This window comes from Pedomonas mirosovicensis, from assembly GCF_022569295.1.
GTDB classification, from domain to species: Bacteria; Pseudomonadota; Alphaproteobacteria; order Sphingomonadales; family Sphingomonadaceae; genus Pedomonas; species Pedomonas mirosovicensis.
In genome coordinates this window covers 581,411-599,458 of the sequence record NZ_JAKFIA010000001.1, presented here as the reverse complement: position 1 = coordinate 599,458, position 18,048 = coordinate 581,411, and the positions used below count along the sequence as shown (strand labels likewise).

The window sequence follows — 18,048 nt, the reverse complement described above, 5'->3', positions numbered from 1 at the left end:
CCTGCAAACAGAAAGCCACCCGTAAAATCACGCCGCCTTCTGGGCCGCCTGCTGCTGTTGCCTGGCGATCCAGCCGTTGATGTGGCTCTCCAGCACGTCGAGCGGGACGGAGCCGTTCTCGAGCACCGCATCGTGAAAGGCGCGCAGGTCGAACTTCTCGCCCAGCGCCTTCTCGGCTTTCGCGCGCAGCTCACGGATCTTCAGCTCGCCGATCTTGTAAGCCAGCGCCTGGCCGGGCGAGGCAATGTATCGGTTCACCTCCGCCTCGATGTTGTGACGGCTCAGCGCCGTGTTTTCGAGCAGGTATTCAATCGCCTGTTCCTTGCTCCAGCCCTTGGCGTGGATGCCGGTGTCAACCACGAGGCGGCAGGCGCGCCACATCTCGTAGGAGAGACGGCCGAACTCGGCGTAGGGATCATCATAAAGGCCCATCTCGTAACCGAGCAGTTCCGCATAGAGGCCCCAGCCTTCGGTGAAGGCCGTGAACCCGATGCGGTGCCGCCGGATTTCGGGCATCTCCATCTCTTGCTGGAGCGAGATTTGCAGATGATGGCCCGGCACCGCCTCATGCAGCGTCAAAGCCGGCAGCTCGAACAGCGGTCGCTGGTCGAGCTTGGAGGTATTGATTTCGAAGATGCCAGGAAGGCCAGCCTCCAACATGCCGGGATTGAAGTAGGCTGTCGGTGCCCCTTCGGCATAATCGGCCCCCATGGGCTTCACCGTATAGGGCAGGCGGGGCAACCGCCTGAAAAGCTTAGGCAGTTCGCCATCGATCTGCTTGGCCAGCGCGCGGGCGCGCATCACCAGTTCATCGGGAGACTTTGCGTAGAAGCGCGGGTCGGTCCGCAGCATCTCGATGAACGCCTTGCGGTCGTCCTTGAAGCCGGAGCGCTCGATAACCTTGTCCATCTCGGCGCGGATGCGCGCCACTTCCTTCAAGCCGATCTGATGGATGTCATCTGGCGTCAGGTCCGTAGAGGTCGCAACGCGCACCAGGGCGGCATAGTAGGCGGCGCCATCAGGCAGCGATGCGACACTGACCGACTCCCGGCAATTCGGCGCATATTCCTTGAGATAAAAGGTTTCCAGTTCCTGCAAGGCGGGGATGATCTTCTGGCTGACGATCTCTTCTGCCCGTGCCTTCAGCACTGCCCAATCCGCCTCTGATATGCTGCTCGGCTTGCGCGCAAACGGCTTCATGAAAGCGGAGTGCGACACGTCTTTAACAATGTGCACTTGAATGGTCTTCTCGAAACCGTTCAGTACGGCACAGGACTGCACGAGGCCCTGGCGCAGCGCCTCACGACTGGTGGCGATGCCTTCGGCGTTCACGCGTAAGAAGTCGTTCAGATAGGCGATATGGCGTTCGTAATGCGCCTTGGTCTGGAAGGGCAGGCTCGCCAGCAGGTCCGCCAATCCGCTATGCCAGGCCCCATAGGGCCGGAACAGAATCATCTCATGGCGGGAGCCAAACCGGTCGCGGTCGTCTCGCAGGCTGTGCAGCAGGATGGCTTTGTTCAGCCGTTCCTCTTCGTTGAGCCCGGCGTCGGGAATGGCCTCCAACCGCCGCATGAACTTCTCGAACGAAGCCTTGCGCCATTGCATGTATTCAATGGAAAGGCTGCCCAGCCTGCCTTCGTATTCCTTGTAACCCTGCATGGCGGCTTGCAGGGGCAGCTCCTCCAGCGTCCAGACCCAATAGTCTTCCATGAATTTGCTGAAGTCCGCAGAGGCTTGCGTCTGTGCGCCGTGAACCGCCGTGCTTGTCAGCAGCGCCGCCGCCAGGGCCGCCGCCCGAAGGATTCTCCGCATTGCCATCTCGCCCCCTTGCCGGTTGTGAGGCGCCTATTTGGCCAGCCTTATCTCCTTGAAGGAAGGCGCGTATATTCTTGCGCCTGGCGCAAACGAAACGGGGCCTGCCGGTGGCAGGCCCCGCTCTTGTTGTCTCTGAAGGGAGGGCCTCAGGCGGCCTTTTGGGCCACCTGCTGCTGTTGCTTGGCGATCCAGCCGTTGATGTGGCTCTCCAGCACATCAAGCGGTACGGAGCCGTTCTCGAGCACCGCGTCGTGGAAGGCGCGGATGTCGAACCGCTCGCCCAGCGCCTTCTCGGCTTTTGCGCGCAGCTCACGGATCTTCAGCTCGCCGATCTTGTAGGCCAGCGCCTGGCCGGGCCAGGAGATATAGCGGTTCACCTCCGCCTCGATGTTGTGGCGGCTCAGCGCCGTATTCTCCAGCATGAAGTCCATCGCCTGCTCCTTGGTCCAGCCCTTGGCGTGGATGCCGGTATCGACCACCAGGCGGCAGGCGCGCCACATCTCGTAGGAGAGGCGGCCGAACTCGGCGTAGGGGTCGTCATAAAGGCCCATGTCGTAGCCCAGCCGCTCGGCATAGAGGCCCCAGCCTTCGGTGAAGGCGGTGAAGTGCGACAGGTGGCGGCGGAACAGCGGCAGGTCCAGCTCCTGCTGGAGGGCGATTTGCAGGTGATGGCCCGGCACCGCCTCATGCAATGTCAGCGAGGGCATTTCGAACAGCGGCCGCTGGTCGAGCTTGGAGGTATTGACCGCATAGGTGCCCGCGCGCCCCGCCTGCATCAGGCCGGACATGTAATAGGCGGTGGTGGTGCCTTCGGCCTGGTCGGCCGGAATGGGCTTCACCGTGTAGGGCAGGCGCGGCAGGCGGCCGAAGAACCGGGGCAGCTCGCCGTCGATCTGCTTGGCCAGCGCGCCGGAGCGCATCAGCAGTTCCTCGGGCGTCTTCACGTAGAAGCGCGGGTCGGTCCGCAGCATCTGGATAAACGCCTTGCGGTCACCCTTGAAGCCGGAGCGCTTGACCACCCCATCCATCTCGGCGCGGATGCGCGCCACTTCCTTAAGGCCGATCTGGTGGATCTCCTCAGGGCTGAGGTTGGTGGTGGTCATCGCCCTGGCGCTGTAGGCGTAGTATTTCGCGCCGTCGGGCGTTGCGGAGATGCCCGCCGTCTTGCGGCAGTTGGGAGCGTACTCGTTCTTGTAGAAGGCCGCCATGTCCCGGTACGCCGGGACGACCTTGGTCATAACCGCCTTCTCGGCCTCAGCCTTCAGCCTTGCCCAGTCCGCATCCGTAATGTTGGCGGGCTTGCGCGCGAACGGCTTCATGAAGACGGACTTGGACGCATCGTCAACGATGTGCGCCTCGATGGTCTTCTCGAACCCGCCCATGGCGTCGCATGCCTGCACGAAGCCCCGGCGCACCGCCTCGCGGCTGGTGGCAAGCCCTTCGGCATTGTAGCGCGCGTAGTCGTTGAGACGGCCGATATAGCTTTCGTAATCCGCCTTGTTGAAGAAGGGGTGGCGATCCGGCAGTCCGGCAAAGCCGCTGTGCCAGCCATAGTAGGTGGTGAACAGCATCAGCCGCTGGCCGAAGCCCAGCCCTTCTGCCTCATCGCGCAGCTCGCGCAGCAAAATGGCCTTGTTGAGCCGGTTCTGCTCGCTGAGCGAGGCGTCGGGCACCGCCTCCAGCCGCTGGATGAACGCCTCCAACGCCGCCTTGCGCTTGTCCAGCCCCGCGATGGTGAGATCGCCCAGCTTGCCGTCGTAAGCGCGCTCACCGAAGCTCGATGCCATCACCGGCTCCTGCGACAGCGACCAGGCCCAGTGATCCGACAGAATCTTCGAGAAGGCGCCAGACGACTGATCCGCCGTCTCGCCGTGGGCACTGCCTGTCGCAAACAGGGCGGCGCAAAGCGCTGCGGCCCGCAAGGTCTTCTTCACGGTCAATTCCTCCCTCCGTTGCATTGGCGTCATCATTGAGAGGAATTTTGGCTTTGCAAACCCAAAAACAAATCAACCGCTGCCCATGGTTTTTAATTCAAGCTTAGCATTTGGGCCCTATTCACCTATCTCTTTTCAGAAAAGCTGCCCTGCGTCGTTTCCTGAACGGTTTGTGGGTATCGTAGGAGTTTGGCGTCCGTTATGCCCGTTGGACCAGTTGACCAGCGAGAGTCGTTCCCTCGCAACGGCACCCCAGGCAGGGGTCGGTCAACAGGCACGCGCGTACGCCTCCCGACGCCGGACTCCCCTGTCGTCGCGCCGCCGGCGCAGGATGCCAACACCTTCCTCGCCCGCCTACCGCTGACTGCCAGCCTGCTGTTCGCCATCGCCAGCGTCCTGTGGGTGATGCTGACAGACATCCTGGTCGAACTCCTGTCCAGCAGCCCGGACCAGCTGGCCATGGTCCAGACCTTCAAGGGCATCGCCTTCACGCTGGTCAGCGCCGCCCTGCTGTACGGCCTGTTGCGGCAGGCCACGCAGCGCACGCTGAACCAGCAGGCCCGGGCGCAGCAGAATTCCGAACGCCTTGGCATTGCGCTTGCCGCCACCAAGAGCGGCGTGTGGGAGTGGCATTTTCCCAGCCGTACCTTCTACCTCTCCGCCCATCTGACCGACCTTACCGGAACCGGGCGCGGCGCCGCCTACACCTGGGCCGATGTGCTTGAGCGCATCCACCCCGATGACCGGGCGCAGTTCGGCAATGTCATCAGCCAGGCGCTGCAGGAGCCGGAGCAGGAGCATTCCGCCCAGTACCGGGTCATGCGCGAGGACGGCACCACTGCCTGGTTCGAGGTGCGGGGCCGGCTGTTGACCGATGCCGACGGCGAGCCCATGCGGGTGGCGGGCGTTGCCATCGACATCAGCCACACCAAGGAGAAGGACTGGCGGATCGAGCGGCTGACTCACTTCGATTCGCTGACGGGCTTGCCCAACCGCGCCCAGTTCATGCGGATTCTGGAAGGCCGGATCGAGCAGCGGAACGGCTCGGACACCTTCCTCCTGGTGGTGCGGCTGGACATCAGCCGGTTTCAGGACATCAACAACATGATGGGCGCCCGCACGGGCGACGAGGTGCTAACGATCATCGGCCACCGGCTGGAGGATGTCTGCGGCCAGACCGGCCTGGTATCGCGCTTCGCCGGGGATGACTTCGCCCTGGCGGTCTCCTCCATCGACAGTCTGGAAGCCGCGCAGGAGCTGGCCGGAGCGCTGAGCCAGATCCTTCACGCCCCGATCGAGCTGCACGGCAAGACCCTCTCCGTTAGCATTGTCATGGGCGCGGCCATTGCCCCCAGCGACGGCGGCGATGCCGAGACGCTGATTGCCAATGCCGAGATGGCCCTGGTGCGCGCCCGGCGGGACGGCGCGCCGCTGGGCTTCTACGAAGTGGGCATGAACGAGACCTTCCGCGAGCGCGCCTTCATAGAGCAAGAGCTGAGCGCCGCCCTTCGCAACGGCGGCCTGTCGCTGGTCTACCAGCCCATCGTGCGGGCGGACGACCAGGGGTTGATCGGCTTTGAGGCGCTGTCGCGCTGGTCTCACCCCAAGCTGGGCGTGGTGCCGCCATCGACCTTCATCCCGCTGGCGGAATCGACCGGCCTCATCGCCGACCTCGGCAGCTATGTGCTTCGCACCGCCTGCGCCCAGGCGGCCAGCTGGAACAGCGCGCTGCGGCGCTCGCTCCTGGTGGCCGTCAACGTCTCGGCGCGGCAGATGGAAAGCGATTGCTTCGTCGATGAGGTTGCGCGCGTGCTGGCTGAGACCGGCCTGGCTCCTGAGTGCCTGGAGCTGGAAGTCACCGAATCCCTCATCATGGAAGACCCGGAGGCGATCAGCGGCCGGTTGCAGCGCCTGCGCGACCTGGGCGTGCAGGTGGCGATCGACGACTTCGGCACAGGCTACTCCTCGCTGGCGGTGCTGAAGCATCTGCCGGTCAGCAAGCTGAAGATCGACCGCTCGTTCGTGCAGGATCTGAATGCCAGCCAGGGGGGCGATGCCATCGTCGCCGCCATTCTGGAGCTGGCCCACTCCATGGGCCTCACGGTTACCGCCGAAGGCGTAGAGACGCCCAAGCAGCTGGAGTTTCTGCGCCAGCGACGGTGCCAGACCGTGCAAGGCTATCTCATCGGCCGTCCGCTGCCGCCGGAAGCGCTGGGCGCATACATCAACGGCTCCGCCACATCCCTTCCGCCGCGCTAGGGCATCCTCTGGCCGGGCGGCATTCCCTTGTTCTCAAAAGAGCGCAGCAGAACAGGATGATTAGGTCGCAGGCCCGCGTTCGACGGGCCGCCAGCCGCGCCGGTGAGCGCACGGCCTCCCGCAGCCTCCATTGTTCTCGTATCACCAATTCTGAGTTGCGGAATTGGGGAGTAGCCGCGCCGCGTCATAAGCGTAAAAGGGCGGCCGGCGCGTTCCTCCCCCTTAAGTGTTGCCGTGCTTGCCTTCCCCCCCTCGCAGGCACCCCAGCAACCACGCGCCACTTTTTCCCTCTCCTCTCCCGTTTTTCATGCGCCCCGAAAAAGGCGACTTCTACGCCCTTCGGCTCGCCTATCGCCGGATGCGAACCAAATAGTAAAAAAAGCAGCCACAGAAGGGACCAAAACGTCAGCTGTGGAGTTGTGGGCGAGGGGGCGGCGTGCATCAGCTCACACGTGACGGTGGCAATGCCTGCCGCTCTCAAGGCCAGGAGGCCGCGGCCGTCTCGGCGGTCGTTCAATTTGTTTTCTCACCCGTTTTGCCAACCGGACGCCCCCCGTGCCGAAAGGCCAGGGTCGTCCTATCGGAACCGAGACCAGCATCTTGGTACGCCCACGTTTTATTTGTAGATCGTCATTCTATTTAAATATAGAAATGCTATATCGCTTTATATTTAAATACAATAAAGCGTACTTATACACACAGTTTTAATAAATCATCCCTGTTTTCGGGTAAACGGCCTCCTTTTTTCGTTCGTTGCTTTAAAGTGATGCCCTTTGGTTGCGTTCCACTCATTGGGAATTTCATCACAGCAACTTTTCAACTTTTATATCGAAAAAGAGGTCAACATGATCGACGTGACAGCAAGTCAGGCCCCTTATGGGTCGATTCCCTATGGCGTCCTCGACGGAGCGGGCCAGTATTCGCCGCAGGGCTTCGGCGGCGGCTTTCTGGGAGGCACGCTTGGCGGTCTGGCCGGCCGCGCGATAGGCGGGCTCTTCGGCAACCAGGGCACGGGGCAGACCGTGGGCAGCACCCTTGGCGGCATTCTGGGCGGTTTCCTGCCCTTCCAGGCCGCGCCGGAATTCCAATCCCAGTTCCAGCAGCCATTTCCGCAGATGGACCAGCTGCAACAATTGCAACAACTGCAACAGCTTCAGCAACTGCAGCAGCAGTTCGCGCCGCAGGGCTTCTTCGGCAACCTGCTGAAGCAGTATGGCGCGCCGATCGGCGGAGCCATCGGCGGCGCCTTTGGCAACCAGGGGCTCGGCCAGGCCATCGGCGGCCTTGCCGGCCAGCTGGGCGGCTTCCTGCCGTTCCAGGCCATGCCGCAACTCCAACAGCAGCAACCGTTTGGTCAGCAGTCTTTTGGTCAGCAGCCCTTTGGCGGCCAGCAGTTCGGCTCGCCGTTTGAGCAACAGCAGTTCGCACCGCAGGGCTTCTTCGGCAACCTGCTGAAGCAGTACGGCGCGCCGGTTGGCGGCGCCATCGGCAACCTGTTCGGCAACCAGGGGCTTGGCCAAACCATCGGCGGCCTTGCCGGCCAGCTGGGCGGCTTCCTGCCGTTCCAGGCCATGCCGCAACTCCAGCAGCAGCAACAGCCGTTTGGTCAGCAGCCCTTTGGCGGCCAGCAGTTCGGCTCGCCGTTTGAGCAGCAGCAACAGTTCGCACCGCAGGGCTTCTTCGGCAACCTGCTGAAGCAGTATGGCGCGCCGATCGGCGGGGCCATTGGCAGCGCATTCGGCAACCAGGGGCTTGGCCAGACCATCGGCGGTCTTGCCGGCCAGCTGGGCAGCTTCCTGCCGTTCCAGGCCATGCCGCAACTCCAGCAGCAGCCGTTTGGCCAGCAACCGTTTGGTCAGCAGCCCTTTGGCGGCCAGCAGTTCGGCGCGCCGTTCGGCCAACAGCAGTTCGCGCCACAGGGCTTCTTCGGCAACCTGCTGAAACAGTATGGGGCGCCGATCGGCGGGGCCATCGGCGGCGCGTTCGGCAACCAGGGGCTTGGCCAGACCATCGGCGGCCTTGCCGGCCAGCTGGGCGGCTTCCTGCCGTTCCAGGCCATGCCGCAGTTCCAGCAGCAGCAACAGCCGTTTGGCCAACAGCCGTTTGGCCAACAGTCCTTTGGCCAACAGTCCTTTGGCCAGCAGCCCTTTGGCGGCCAGCAATTTGGCCCGCCCCAGGGAATCCTGCCGATCCAGTTCGCCCAGCAGCCGGGCCTCTGCTGAGGGGGCGGCCATAGCGTACTGAACTGAGGGACTGGAGCTTCGCGATGCGACGGACCGGCCGGGATGCCGGGGCAACCCTGAGGGGAACGATGGCAGCCTTATCTTCATATTCAGCCAAGGCCGCGCACCATGGGCCTCCCTGGGTCAGCCGCACGCAAGCTCCAGCGCCTTCGGGCAGAAAGGCAAGGGCAAGGCGAACACCATGCCGGGATGCGCTTCCCTAGGCCAGGCGGCGTATGGAATGATCATCATGTCAGGCAAGCAGGAAATCCGTCACTTTCGCCCAGCGCAACAGGAGCAGGATCATGGCTGAGAAAAGCCGCGGCGCCGCCGGGGACGAAAAGGCTGAAAGCTACATGATCGCCCCGCGTGATCCGCGCAATGAAACCCAGCTTCAGGAATTGCAACGGTGCAGGGAGGAACTCGAGGCCCTGCCTGCATCACAGGTATCTGAAAGCCGGACTCTTCTGAAGGCGAAGCTTCCGCCGTCCCTGGCCCGCCAGATCGGGCAGAGGTTCGCGGAGCACCTGATTATCGAGAAGGACACGCCCTTGCCGGATCCCCGGATGATGCCCGACCTCAAGTTCTAGCCTCTTGTTTTTATTGCTTTCCGCACAGGCGGACAGTCTCGCCGGTCCTGTGAGACCGGCTTTGGGTGCACTCGCGTTTGGTCTTCTTCTCATACGGAGGTCATGATGCCGGAACACAAGAATCAAGAGCCTGACGGCCAGAAGAAAAAGGCGGGCCGGGAAGAGCAGGCTCGAAGCGGGCAAGCCAGTCCCCAGCAGCAGGAGCAGCCCCCTGCCGCCCAGCAGACCGCCGCGCCGCAACGCGGCGTGCAGCAGCAACCGTCCCAGTTCGTCGCGGACAGCGAGCGCGGCAGCCGGGGCGAGCGCGGTCCGGTTGGTCCTCGCAAGCGTCGCTATCTCGTCGCCCAGCGGCCGATCCCGCCGGGCATGCACATGATGGTCGCCGGCGGCTTGCAGCCGATGAGCAGCCAGCAGATCGAAGACGAGCTTCGCAGCCTCGGCGCGAACATCGTGAAGGAAATCAAGCCCCGCGCGCCCAGCCTCAGCATGTTCGGCACGGAAGCCGGGCGCGCGGCCGTCACCACACCCAGCATCGTCGTTGCCGAGCTGGAGCCCGAAAAAGGCGAGCAGTTGCGGATGGCCGTCGCCGCCAACATGATCGTGGAGCATGATGCGCTGCTGAAGCATCTGGATGTCGGCGTAAGCGCCACGCTGGTGCGCTCGGCGGTGGAGGCGTCCGTATCGCCCCTGGCCCCCACAACGTCCACCCAGTTGTCGGTGCGTGTCTGCGGGCCGGACGGCGAACCCGTGGGCAGGGCGACCGTATGCCTCTACGGCCGCGGCTTCCCGGCCCAGGGCACCACCGACGACAATGGAGCGGCCACGATCAGTATGATGGGCGGCGGCCCTGACTCCATCCAGGCCATCTACGTCAAGCCCGCGGCGGATTATTGGGAACGGTTCATCGTTCGCCCCGCCCTCAACGAGGGTGACGACAACACCATCCTGCTGCGCCGGCTGGACGAAACCTATCCCGAGTTCGAAACCAAGGGCATGGTCGGCTGGGGCCAGAAGCTGATGGGCGTCGACCAGCTGGCAAAGAGCCTGACCGGGCGCGGCGTGAAGATCGCCATCATCGATTCGGGCTGCGACAACAGCCACCCGCAGCTCCAGCATGTACGCCAGGGCGTGGACCTGACGACCGAGGGCGGCAATTCCGACACCTGGACGCAGGATACCATCTCCCACGGCACCCACTGCGCCGGCATCATCGGCGCAGGCTCCGGCCCCAACGCCGCCGGCATTCGCGGCTTTGCTCCTGAAGCGGAAATCCACGCCTTCAAGGTGTTCCCCGGCGGGCGCTTCAGCGCGCTGATCGAAGCGCTGGACCTGTGCATCGAGCGGGGCATCGACGTGGTCAACCTCAGCCTCGGCAGCGATGAGGTGTCGGAGCTGGTCACCCAGAAAATCCTGGAGGCGCAGAGCAAGGGTGTGGCCTGCATCGTCGCGGCGGGCAACTCGGGCGGTCCGGTGCAGTTTCCGGGCAGCCTGCCGGGCGTGCTGACAGTCAGCGCCATCGGCAAGACCGGCGAATACCCGGAGGACAGCTACCACGCCCAGACGCTCGACCCCAGCCTGCCGATAAACAACGGCATCTTCCCGGCCAAGTTCAGCTGCTTTGGGCCGGGCATCGACGTCTGCGCGCCGGGCGTGGCGATCCTGTCGTGCGTGGCGGGCGGCGGCTATGCCGCGTGGGACGGCACCTCGATGGCGACGCCCCATGTCACCGGCCTTGCCGCGCTGCTGCTGGCGCACCACCCGCTGTTCCAGGGGCCGCTGAAGGCTCGCTCCGCCGAGCGTGTCGCCGCCCTCTTCCAGCTTATCAAGAGCAGCGCCGTGCCACTGGTGGCCGATATCCAGCGCGGCGGTGCAGGACTGCCGACCGTGCAGGCGCTGCTTGGCCTGGCCACGGCCGCGCCGGCCCCAACCATGCAGCCGCCCCAAACCCGTCCGGGCGAAGGAGCGGAAGGCCATCGGCAACCAGGCATGATCGACAACATGCCGGGCTATGCCGCCGGCCAGCCTGGGCGGACCGGCTACGGCACGGGCATCAGCATGAGCGCCGGAATTGGCGCCGCCGCAGGACTGGGCCCCCAGCCGGGAATCTACTTCTCCGGCGTTCCCGCGGTCGGCTACATGCCGTGGCCGCAGCAGCCCGCCTACGGCGCGGCGATTGGAGTGCAGGACCCCCTGACCAATCTCGCCCTCACCAACCCGGCCGCCTTCCGCCTGATCTCGCAGATGCGCGCCGCCGGTCTGCTCTAGGCGTCACCGGTCCTGTCATCGTCCTTGCGTTCTTTGGGCCACACGCAGCCTGCCGCGCTCCCGCCGGCAGGCTGCTTTTTTGGCCAAGCAACCACAGGCAATCGCAAACACGGCGCACCAGCATAAGGCCATCGCCCCGGTGCAACTTTTCATATTCGATTTTTTGGGAGAAAATGGCGCGCCCGGAACGATTCGAACGTCCGACCCTCAGATTCGTAGTCTGATGCTCTATCCAGCTGAGCTACGGGCGCGCAAGCCTCATCGGCTGACGGGGGCGGAAACTATCCAGATCGCCCCAAGCTTGCAAGGACTTTTGTTCGGCTTTTTCATTCTTTTTCTGCGCCCCGTTCTCGCGCCTTCGCAACGATCAAAACCGGCAGGCAAGGCCATGCCTTGCGGCAGCCTCGCGCACTTTCCTGCGTGAAGCCCGTTTTCACCAGAGGGCCAAATGCATTAGGGTGCGCGCCATGATGAACCGCTTCCCTTCGCTTCTCGCCGCCGTGGCGTGCTTCATGCCGCTGTCCGCCTGCGCCAACATGGAGGGCGACTGGCCCAGCCTTAAAACCCCCGCCGAGCAGCGGGCCGGCACATGCGACAACCTTGAGGTCGCCAAGGCCGATCCCGCCAGCATTGCGGCGCTGGCCCAAGCCACCGGCACGCAGGGTGCGGCCACGCCCGCCCCCGGCCAGCCGCAAGCGGGCACGGCAGCTGCCCCCAACGTGGCGGCGGTTTCGACCCGGCTGGCAGAGGAAGCGCGGAGTTTCACCGCGGCACAGGAAACGTGGACCCGGCAGCGCACCGCCACCGAATCGGCCGTGAACGCCGCCCGCAACGCCGCGCCGGCCTCCCCAGCCTGGGCAACGGCGGAACTGGAGCTGACCCGCTTCAACCAGGCCGCCGCCCGGTTCGACCAGATCCGCGAGACCGTCAGCCGCCTCACGGGCGATCTTGCCCTTCTCGCCGCCAACGGCGCGAACGTGCAGCCCCCCTGCAGGAGGCAGGCCAGCTGCTCAAGCGCATCGATGACGCCATCGCCGCGCATCAGGCGGCCGTCACCCCGCTCCAGGCCAGCATGCCGCGCTGATCCTGTTCCGCGACGATTCCTTATCCTTTGCAGGGGGCTCGGCTCCTCTGCGAAATAACAAGTCTTAGAGTCCGACTGCCCGGCGGACGGCGCGGACAACGCAGTCCGCCCCCCAAGGTGCCGAGCACGGCAAGGTCGAGCGGCGCGAGAGGCGCTTGGCCCGCCTCGGCGGTTGAAAGGGCAAACAGGGTATCGCCATCGAACGGCGTGTGGATGGGGCGGATGGCGCGGGCAAGGCCGTCCTGCGCCATTTGCGCCAGCTTCTGCGCCTGCGCCTTGGTGATGGGCGCGTTGGTCGCCACCACGCCGATGGTGGTGTTGGTGCCGGGAATGGGCACCTTGGGCAGCGCGACGGGCGCATTTACCGGGGGTTCGCCCGCGTAGACCTCGCCGAAGCTGTTGACCGCGATGAGCGCCGCGACCTGCCAGCCGGTGCGCGTGCAGGTGATGCGCGCCGTGCCGATGCCGCCCGGACGCGAGCCCGCGCGTGCGCCAAAGCCGGCGCCCACCGGGCCATGGGGGCACTCAAGCCCCGCCGATTCGCAGGCTTCCAGCCCCAGCCGCCGGTAGGGCGGCTCAAGGCCCCAGTTTTTATCTCCGCCATTGGAAAGGTCGAACAGGATGGCCGCCGGCACCACCGGCACTGGCCGCGCGCCGACCGGCAGCCCCACGCCGCGCTCGGAGAGCCAGGCGGCAACGCCATCGGCCGCGCCCAGCCCGAACGCCGAACCGCCCGAGAGCACGAGGCCGTGGAAGCGCTCGACCAGCGTATGCGGGGCCAGCGCATCGGTCTCCCGCGTGCCGGGGCCGCCGCCGCGCACGTCAACGCCCATCACCACGGGCGGATCGGGCAGGATGACGGTGACGCCGGTGCGCGCCTGCGCGTCCTCGGCGTGGCCCACCTTCAGCCCGGCGATATCGGTGAAGCGATCTTCGTCGGCAGAGGAATCCGGGACCATGGACCGCATCCTGGCCTAGTGGGCGGCAGCGCGCAACCGGGGCACGACGCGGCGCAGCAGCACGGCGGAGCACAGGGCCGCCACCAGGATGCCCAACGCCATCGGTACCGCCGTGCCGTTGTAGGCCGCGCCGGTGACGGCGGCGAACAGCGCGCCGACGGTGAACTGGAGGCACCCGACCACCGAGGATACCGTGCCCGCGCGGCTGCGGTCCGCCCCCATCGCCAGCGCCGTGGCATTGGGGGCGGTGAAGCCGAGGGTGGACATGACGAAGAACATGGGCACCAGCACGCCCCACATGCCGCCCCAGCCGGTGGCCGCCGATGCGGTCATGGCGATGCCGAGCAGCGACATGGCAACGTTTGCCCGCCGGATGAGGGTGAGCGGGCCGTGGCGGGCGAGCAGCACCCGGTTGATCTGGGTGGAGACGATGAGCGCGGCGGCGTTGAGGCCGAACACCCAGCCGAAGTGGGCGGGGGAGACGCCGTAGGTCTCGATGATGAGGGCCGCCGCGTTGCTGATGTAGGAGAACAGCGCCGCGCTGCCCAGCGCCGCGAGCAGGGCATAGGCGATGACCGCCGGGTTGGCGATGACCTGCTTGTAGGCGCTGAGCGTTGGTTCATGCGGGCGGCTGTTGCGGACCTCGGCCGGCAGGCTCTCGGGCAGGCCGGCGAGGGACCACACGAGCGCCAGCGCGCCGAAGCCCGCCAATACCCAGAAGATGGCCCGCCAGCCGCCCGCCAGCAGCACGAAGCCGCCCAGCGTCGGGGCGAGGATGGGAGCCAGGCCCATGATGAGCATGAGCATGGAGAAGGTGCGCGCCGCCTCCACGCCGCTGCACCGGTCGGCCACCACCGCGCGGGCGATAAGCGGCGCTGCCGCCGCGCCCAGCGCCTGCACGAAGCGTAAGCCGATCAACGCCTCCATGCTGGTGGTAAAGGCGCAGCCCACCGAGGCGAGGGTATAGAGCAGCACGCCTGCCATCAGCGGCGGTCGCCGCCCGAGCCGGTCGGAGAGCGGGCCGTAGATCAGCTGGCCGAGGGCAAGCCCGATGAAGAAGCTGGCGAGCGTGAGCTGGCCTGTCGATGTGGGCGCGCCCATGTCGCGGCTCATCGCCGGCAGGCTCGGCAGGTACATATCGATGGCCATGGGGGAAAAGGCCGTCAGCACGCCCAGGAGAATGATGAGCGTCAGCGGCAGGCCGGAGGCGCCCGGCCTGGTCGTGGCGGAAGGAGGGGAGGTCTCGGACATGGAACAACGCACCGGGTACGATGGCAGGGGCAAACTGGCGAAGGCCGGATTTCAGCCGGCCGGAAGCAGGAACGCTTGCCGGAATCATCAGGCCGCGATCCTCCGCCTTACTGGCGTTGCCGCATGCGGATGGCAACGTCTGGTTTTAACGACAGTGCGTTTGCAGGGCTGCCCAACGGAGCGCCCACGCTTTCTCAGGCAAACACCCATCGGGTGCTGGGCAGGGCCAGGCGCTCGCCCTCCTCCGCCAGACGCGACACCTGCGCCGCGGTGAGCGGTGGGCTGAAGAAATAGCCCTGCCCCAGCGCGCAGCCGCACGCCATCACCATCGAGGCGTTGCTTTCGGTCTCCACCCCTTCGGCAACCACCGGCACGCCGAGGCTGCGCCCGAGAGTTCCGAGCGCCGAAAGCACGGCGCGGGCGTTGTCGCTCCAGCTGGCGTGGGGCAGCAGGTCCCGGTCCAGCTTGATCTTGACGAACTGGGAGCTTCTCAGGGCCGCAAGGCTTGCCCGCTCGCCGCCGAATCGGTCCAGCACCATTCGCACGCCCAGGCCCGACAGCACCGTGAGGGCGCGGCGGGTCTGGCTGCACTGGGTATTGAACACCGTCTCGGGCAGTTCCAGCTCCAGCCGCGCGGCCGGCAGGCCGGTGCGGTCCAGCACCGATTCCACCTGAGCCACGAAGCCCGGCTTGCGAATCTCGGAAATGGCGACGTTGATGCCAACCGGCAGGTCGGCCCACCCTTGGGCCTGGCGGCAAGCCTCCTCCAGCATCCACTGCGTCAGCTGGCTGAGACAGCCGCTTTCCTCCGCCAGCGCCATCAGTTCCTCGGCTGAAAGGCGGTAGCGCCCCGGCTGGTCCCACTGGAGCTGCGCCTCGACCGCCATCACCCGCCCGTCGCGCAGCGACACCTGCGGCTGGTAGACGAGGCTGAGCGAATTGCCCTCCAGCGCCGCGCGGAACGCCGCCATCTGGTCGCGGCGGCGGCGGCTCAGCTCCTCCAGCTCCGCCGAATAGAAGCAGGCCCCGCCGCGCAGCTTCTTGGCCTCGTACATGGCGATGTCGGCGCGGCGCAGCACGTCGGCGGCGTCTCCGTCCTCCGGCCCGAGAAAGGCGATGCCGATGCTCGCCCCCACCGTCACCTCGGAGCCGGCCGCCGACAGCGGCTCGCAGAGCGCGGCCCTGATCCGCTCGCTCACGTCCTCGGCGGTCTCGGGCTGCGGCTTGCCGTGAATGAGAATGGCGAACTCGTCGCCGCCGAGGCGCGCCGGCACGGCGATGCCCTTCGTCTCGCGCTTGAGCACGCCCGCCACCTGGCGCAGCAGCTCGTCCCCCGCCGTGTGGCCCAGCTTGTCGTTGACCGGCTTGAAGCCGTCCAGGTCGATGAACAGCACGCCGATGGGCGGGTCGCTGGGGCAGAGGCGGGCATGGGCTTCCATCAGCATGGCGCGGAAGCGCGAGCGGTTGACCAGCCCGGTGAGCGCATCGCGCTGGGCCATCTTGAGGGCGCGGACCTCGCTGGCCGCGACCAGCAGCACGATGTGCCGGCTGTTCCGCAGAATGAACCACGTCAGCACCACCAGGCCCACCAGCAGCGCAAGCGCGAGAATCCAGAAGAGAGTGGGCAGGTCCGGCCCCGTGCTTTCGTTCGGCCAGAAGATCTGCCCCAGAACCTCGCCTCCGTTGGAGACGAGATCGAGACTGTTGTATGAGCCGCCGCCGTCCGGCTGGCGCACGCTGAGGGGCCCCAGGTGATAGGTGGCCGCCAGGTTTTCCAGCATGGCGCCGTCGAACGGCACGCCGATGATGAGCACGTGCTGGGCATCGGGCCTTGCCTCGCCCGCCGCCTCGCGGCTGATGCGCGCCGCCGCCACGACGGCCGGCTGCCCATCGAATCGCAGCAGGTCGGTCTTTGCCACCCCGTTGGGCGCACGCCGCACCGCCTCGACCAGATGGGTCAGGTCCGGCGAGAACCGGGCAAAGGGGTCTTCCTGGCCCGCCTTGCCGGACATGTTGGAATAGAGCGGCGCGTTGTCCGGCCCGATGAGAAACACGAGCGGCACTCCTGCCTCGTGCATCCACGGGCCCCAGTTCCTCTCGACCCAGCTCTGGTTGTAGCGCGCCGAGACGTTGTCGTAGGCCTCGGTCCAGTAGGTCTGGAGCCGAACCCCTTCCATGAGCGTGTTGCGCTTCAGGTTGATGCCGGTCTGCACCATGATGATGGAGGTGCGGCGGGCCTGCTCGTTCTGGGCTCTGACCGACCAGAAGAACAGGAGGGCAAAGCCGGCCATGGCCAGCACCAGAAGACCCGCCACCGGCGCGGTGAAGTGGCGGCGGAACAGACCCGGGTTATAGGATTCGCCCCGGACCAGCCGCCTTGCTGTCCGCCTTGAACGCCTCCGTACGTCGGCTTGCTGCATGTCTTGCAAAGCCGCCCCCCGTTTGTGCTCTACAGCCCCCGCTGTGACGAGAAATCGTTTTTACCGCGAATCGTTCCACAAAGGATCATATAAAATTTAGGGTTAGGTAAATTTTTGTTATACGATTTTCCGCCCATGGCCCGTTCCGGCGCGCCGTCGGCCGCTGTCCGGAACGGGGGCAACACCCCGCCCGGCCTCGCCGCCGGATCGGCCGGATTGCGGCGTCCGGCCCACGGCCGGGCCGGTTGGCGGCCCATAGGCGTTGACTCCTCTGCCCACCGCCGGTATAGCCCAGCGCTCATTCGCGAACCGAAGCTATTTGTCCTTGAGGACGTGTTATGAAGCGGACTTATCAACCGAGCCGTCTGGTGCGTAAGCGCCGTCATGGTTTCCGTGCCCGTATGGCCACTGCTGGTGGCCGCAAGGTTCTGGCCAATCGCCGGGCCAAGGGTCGCAAGAAGCTGTCGGCCTAAGGGGGTTGCCCCCCGGTAAACACAAGGGGGCAAGACCTTGAAGCTCGAGAAGCTACGCAAACGCCAGGATTTCCTGGCGGCGAACGGAGGGCGTCGCTGGTCGGCGCCCGGTTTCGTTTTGCTGGCGCGCGAGCGCTCGGCAAAGGCGAACGCAAAGACGGGCAACGGCCCGGATACGGGCCAGGCCGAGCCGGGAGCAACCCCGGGCGCTCCCCCGCCGCCGGGCGGGGCGGAGCCGATTTCTCCTTCGCCAGCCGGGCAGCCGGACCCAGGCCCGCCCCGGGTCGGCTTTACCGTGACCAAGAGGGTCGGCACTTCGGTCGTCCGCAATCGTTTGAAGCGGCGTCTGCGCGCCCTCGCCCGCGAGGTGCTGGCGCCCCGCGCCGCCCAGGGAACGGATTATGTGCTGATTGGCCGCAGCGGCGGCCTGACGCGCTCCTATTCTGACATGGTTTCAGACCTTGAGCGGGCCATGCGAAAACTGGCGCGGCATTGACATGAGCGGCGGGCACGGGAATAGCCAGCCTATGGTCACGCGCGTACTCGGGATGTTTGTGCGGCTCTGGCAATGGTCGTTTTCGGCCGTGCTGCCGCCCTCGTGCCGGTATCATCCGTCGTGTTCCGACTATGCGCTGGAGGCTCTGCGGCTGCATGGGCCGTGGCGCGGCACGTGGCTGGCGGTTAAACGCATTGCGCGTTGCCATCCCTGGGGCGGACATGGGTTCGATCCGGTGCCGCCGCGCAAAGACTTCAATCATCCACCCGTTCAAAGGTAG

The 18,048-nt window shown here is 65.7% G+C and carries 13 protein-coding genes and 1 tRNA gene; 7 read left to right on the top strand and 7 right to left on the bottom strand.

Annotation, left to right across the window (positions count from 1 at the left end; translation table 11 throughout):
- Positions 1–27: 27 nt before the first annotated feature.
- Positions 28–1,812, bottom strand: coding sequence for a DUF885 domain-containing protein (locus tag L0C21_RS02815; RefSeq protein WP_259276918.1), 1,785 nt, complete (start codon positions 1,810–1,812; stop codon positions 28–30).
- 149 nt (positions 1,813–1,961) lie between these two features.
- A complete protein-coding gene (locus L0C21_RS02810; protein WP_259276917.1) occupies positions 1,962–3,749 on the bottom strand; it encodes a DUF885 domain-containing protein in 1,788 nt (595 codons plus the stop codon).
- 201 nt (positions 3,750–3,950) lie between these two features.
- Here L0C21_RS02810 and L0C21_RS02805 point away from each other — a divergent pair, with 201 nt between their 5' ends.
- Positions 3,951–6,008, top strand: a complete 2,058-nt coding sequence (locus L0C21_RS02805) for a putative bifunctional diguanylate cyclase/phosphodiesterase (protein WP_259276916.1) — start codon at positions 3,951–3,953, stop codon at positions 6,006–6,008.
- Between the two features lie 803 nt (positions 6,009–6,811).
- Here L0C21_RS02805 and L0C21_RS02800 read toward each other — a convergent pair.
- Entirely contained in the window at positions 6,812–8,242 is a 1,431-nt protein-coding gene (locus tag L0C21_RS02800) for a hypothetical protein (protein WP_259276915.1), read from the bottom strand.
- A gap of 293 nt (positions 8,243–8,535) precedes the next feature.
- Between L0C21_RS02800 and L0C21_RS02795 the strand changes: the two genes are divergently transcribed.
- Positions 8,536–8,820 carry a hypothetical protein gene (locus L0C21_RS02795; protein ID WP_259276914.1) on the top strand — a complete coding sequence of 95 codons (285 nt, stop codon included), beginning with the start codon at positions 8,536–8,538 and terminating at the stop codon, positions 8,818–8,820.
- Positions 8,821–8,922: 102 nt separating this feature from the next.
- Positions 8,923–11,085, top strand: a complete 2,163-nt coding sequence (locus tag L0C21_RS02790) for a S8 family peptidase (protein WP_259276913.1) — start codon at positions 8,923–8,925, stop codon at positions 11,083–11,085.
- A 174-nt stretch (positions 11,086–11,259) separates the two neighbouring features.
- Here the strand turns inward: L0C21_RS02790 and L0C21_RS02785 are convergent.
- A tRNA-Arg gene (locus tag L0C21_RS02785) sits at positions 11,260–11,336 on the bottom strand.
- 216 nt (positions 11,337–11,552) lie between these two features.
- Between L0C21_RS02785 and L0C21_RS02780 the strand changes: the two genes are divergently transcribed.
- Entirely contained in the window at positions 11,553–12,227 is a 675-nt protein-coding gene (locus L0C21_RS02780) for a hypothetical protein (protein WP_259276912.1), read from the top strand.
- On the opposite strand, the gene L0C21_RS02775 is transcribed toward L0C21_RS02780, so the two are convergent.
- The 3 genes from L0C21_RS02775 to L0C21_RS02765 form a co-directional block, all read right to left on the bottom strand.
- The gene (locus L0C21_RS02775) at positions 12,190–13,128 is read right to left on the bottom strand and encodes a P1 family peptidase (protein ID WP_259276911.1); all 939 of its coding nucleotides are present in this window, start codon (positions 13,126–13,128) and stop codon (positions 12,190–12,192) included. The genes L0C21_RS02780 and L0C21_RS02775 overlap by 38 nt on opposite strands.
- Before the next feature lie 15 nt (positions 13,129–13,143).
- The gene (locus L0C21_RS02770) at positions 13,144–14,379 is read right to left on the bottom strand and encodes a multidrug effflux MFS transporter (protein ID WP_259276910.1); all 1,236 of its coding nucleotides are present in this window, start codon (positions 14,377–14,379) and stop codon (positions 13,144–13,146) included.
- 194 nt (positions 14,380–14,573) lie between these two features.
- On the bottom strand, positions 14,574–16,799 hold the full coding sequence (locus tag L0C21_RS02765) for a putative bifunctional diguanylate cyclase/phosphodiesterase (protein WP_259276909.1): 2,226 nt from the start codon (positions 16,797–16,799) through the stop codon (positions 14,574–14,576).
- Positions 16,800–17,137: 338 nt separating this feature from the next.
- Here L0C21_RS02765 and rpmH point away from each other — a divergent pair, with 338 nt between their 5' ends.
- From rpmH to yidD, 3 genes are read left to right on the top strand one after another with little or no spacing between them, the layout of a single operon-like run.
- A complete protein-coding gene (gene rpmH, locus L0C21_RS02760; protein ID WP_259276908.1) occupies positions 17,138–17,272 on the top strand; it encodes a 50S ribosomal protein L34 in 135 nt (44 codons plus the stop codon).
- 37 nt (positions 17,273–17,309) lie between these two features.
- Entirely contained in the window at positions 17,310–17,768 is a 459-nt protein-coding gene (gene rnpA, locus L0C21_RS02755; RefSeq protein ID WP_259276907.1) for a ribonuclease P protein component, read from the top strand.
- 31 nt (positions 17,769–17,799) lie between these two features.
- A complete protein-coding gene (gene yidD / locus L0C21_RS02750; protein WP_259276906.1) occupies positions 17,800–18,048 on the top strand; it encodes a membrane protein insertion efficiency factor YidD in 249 nt (82 codons plus the stop codon).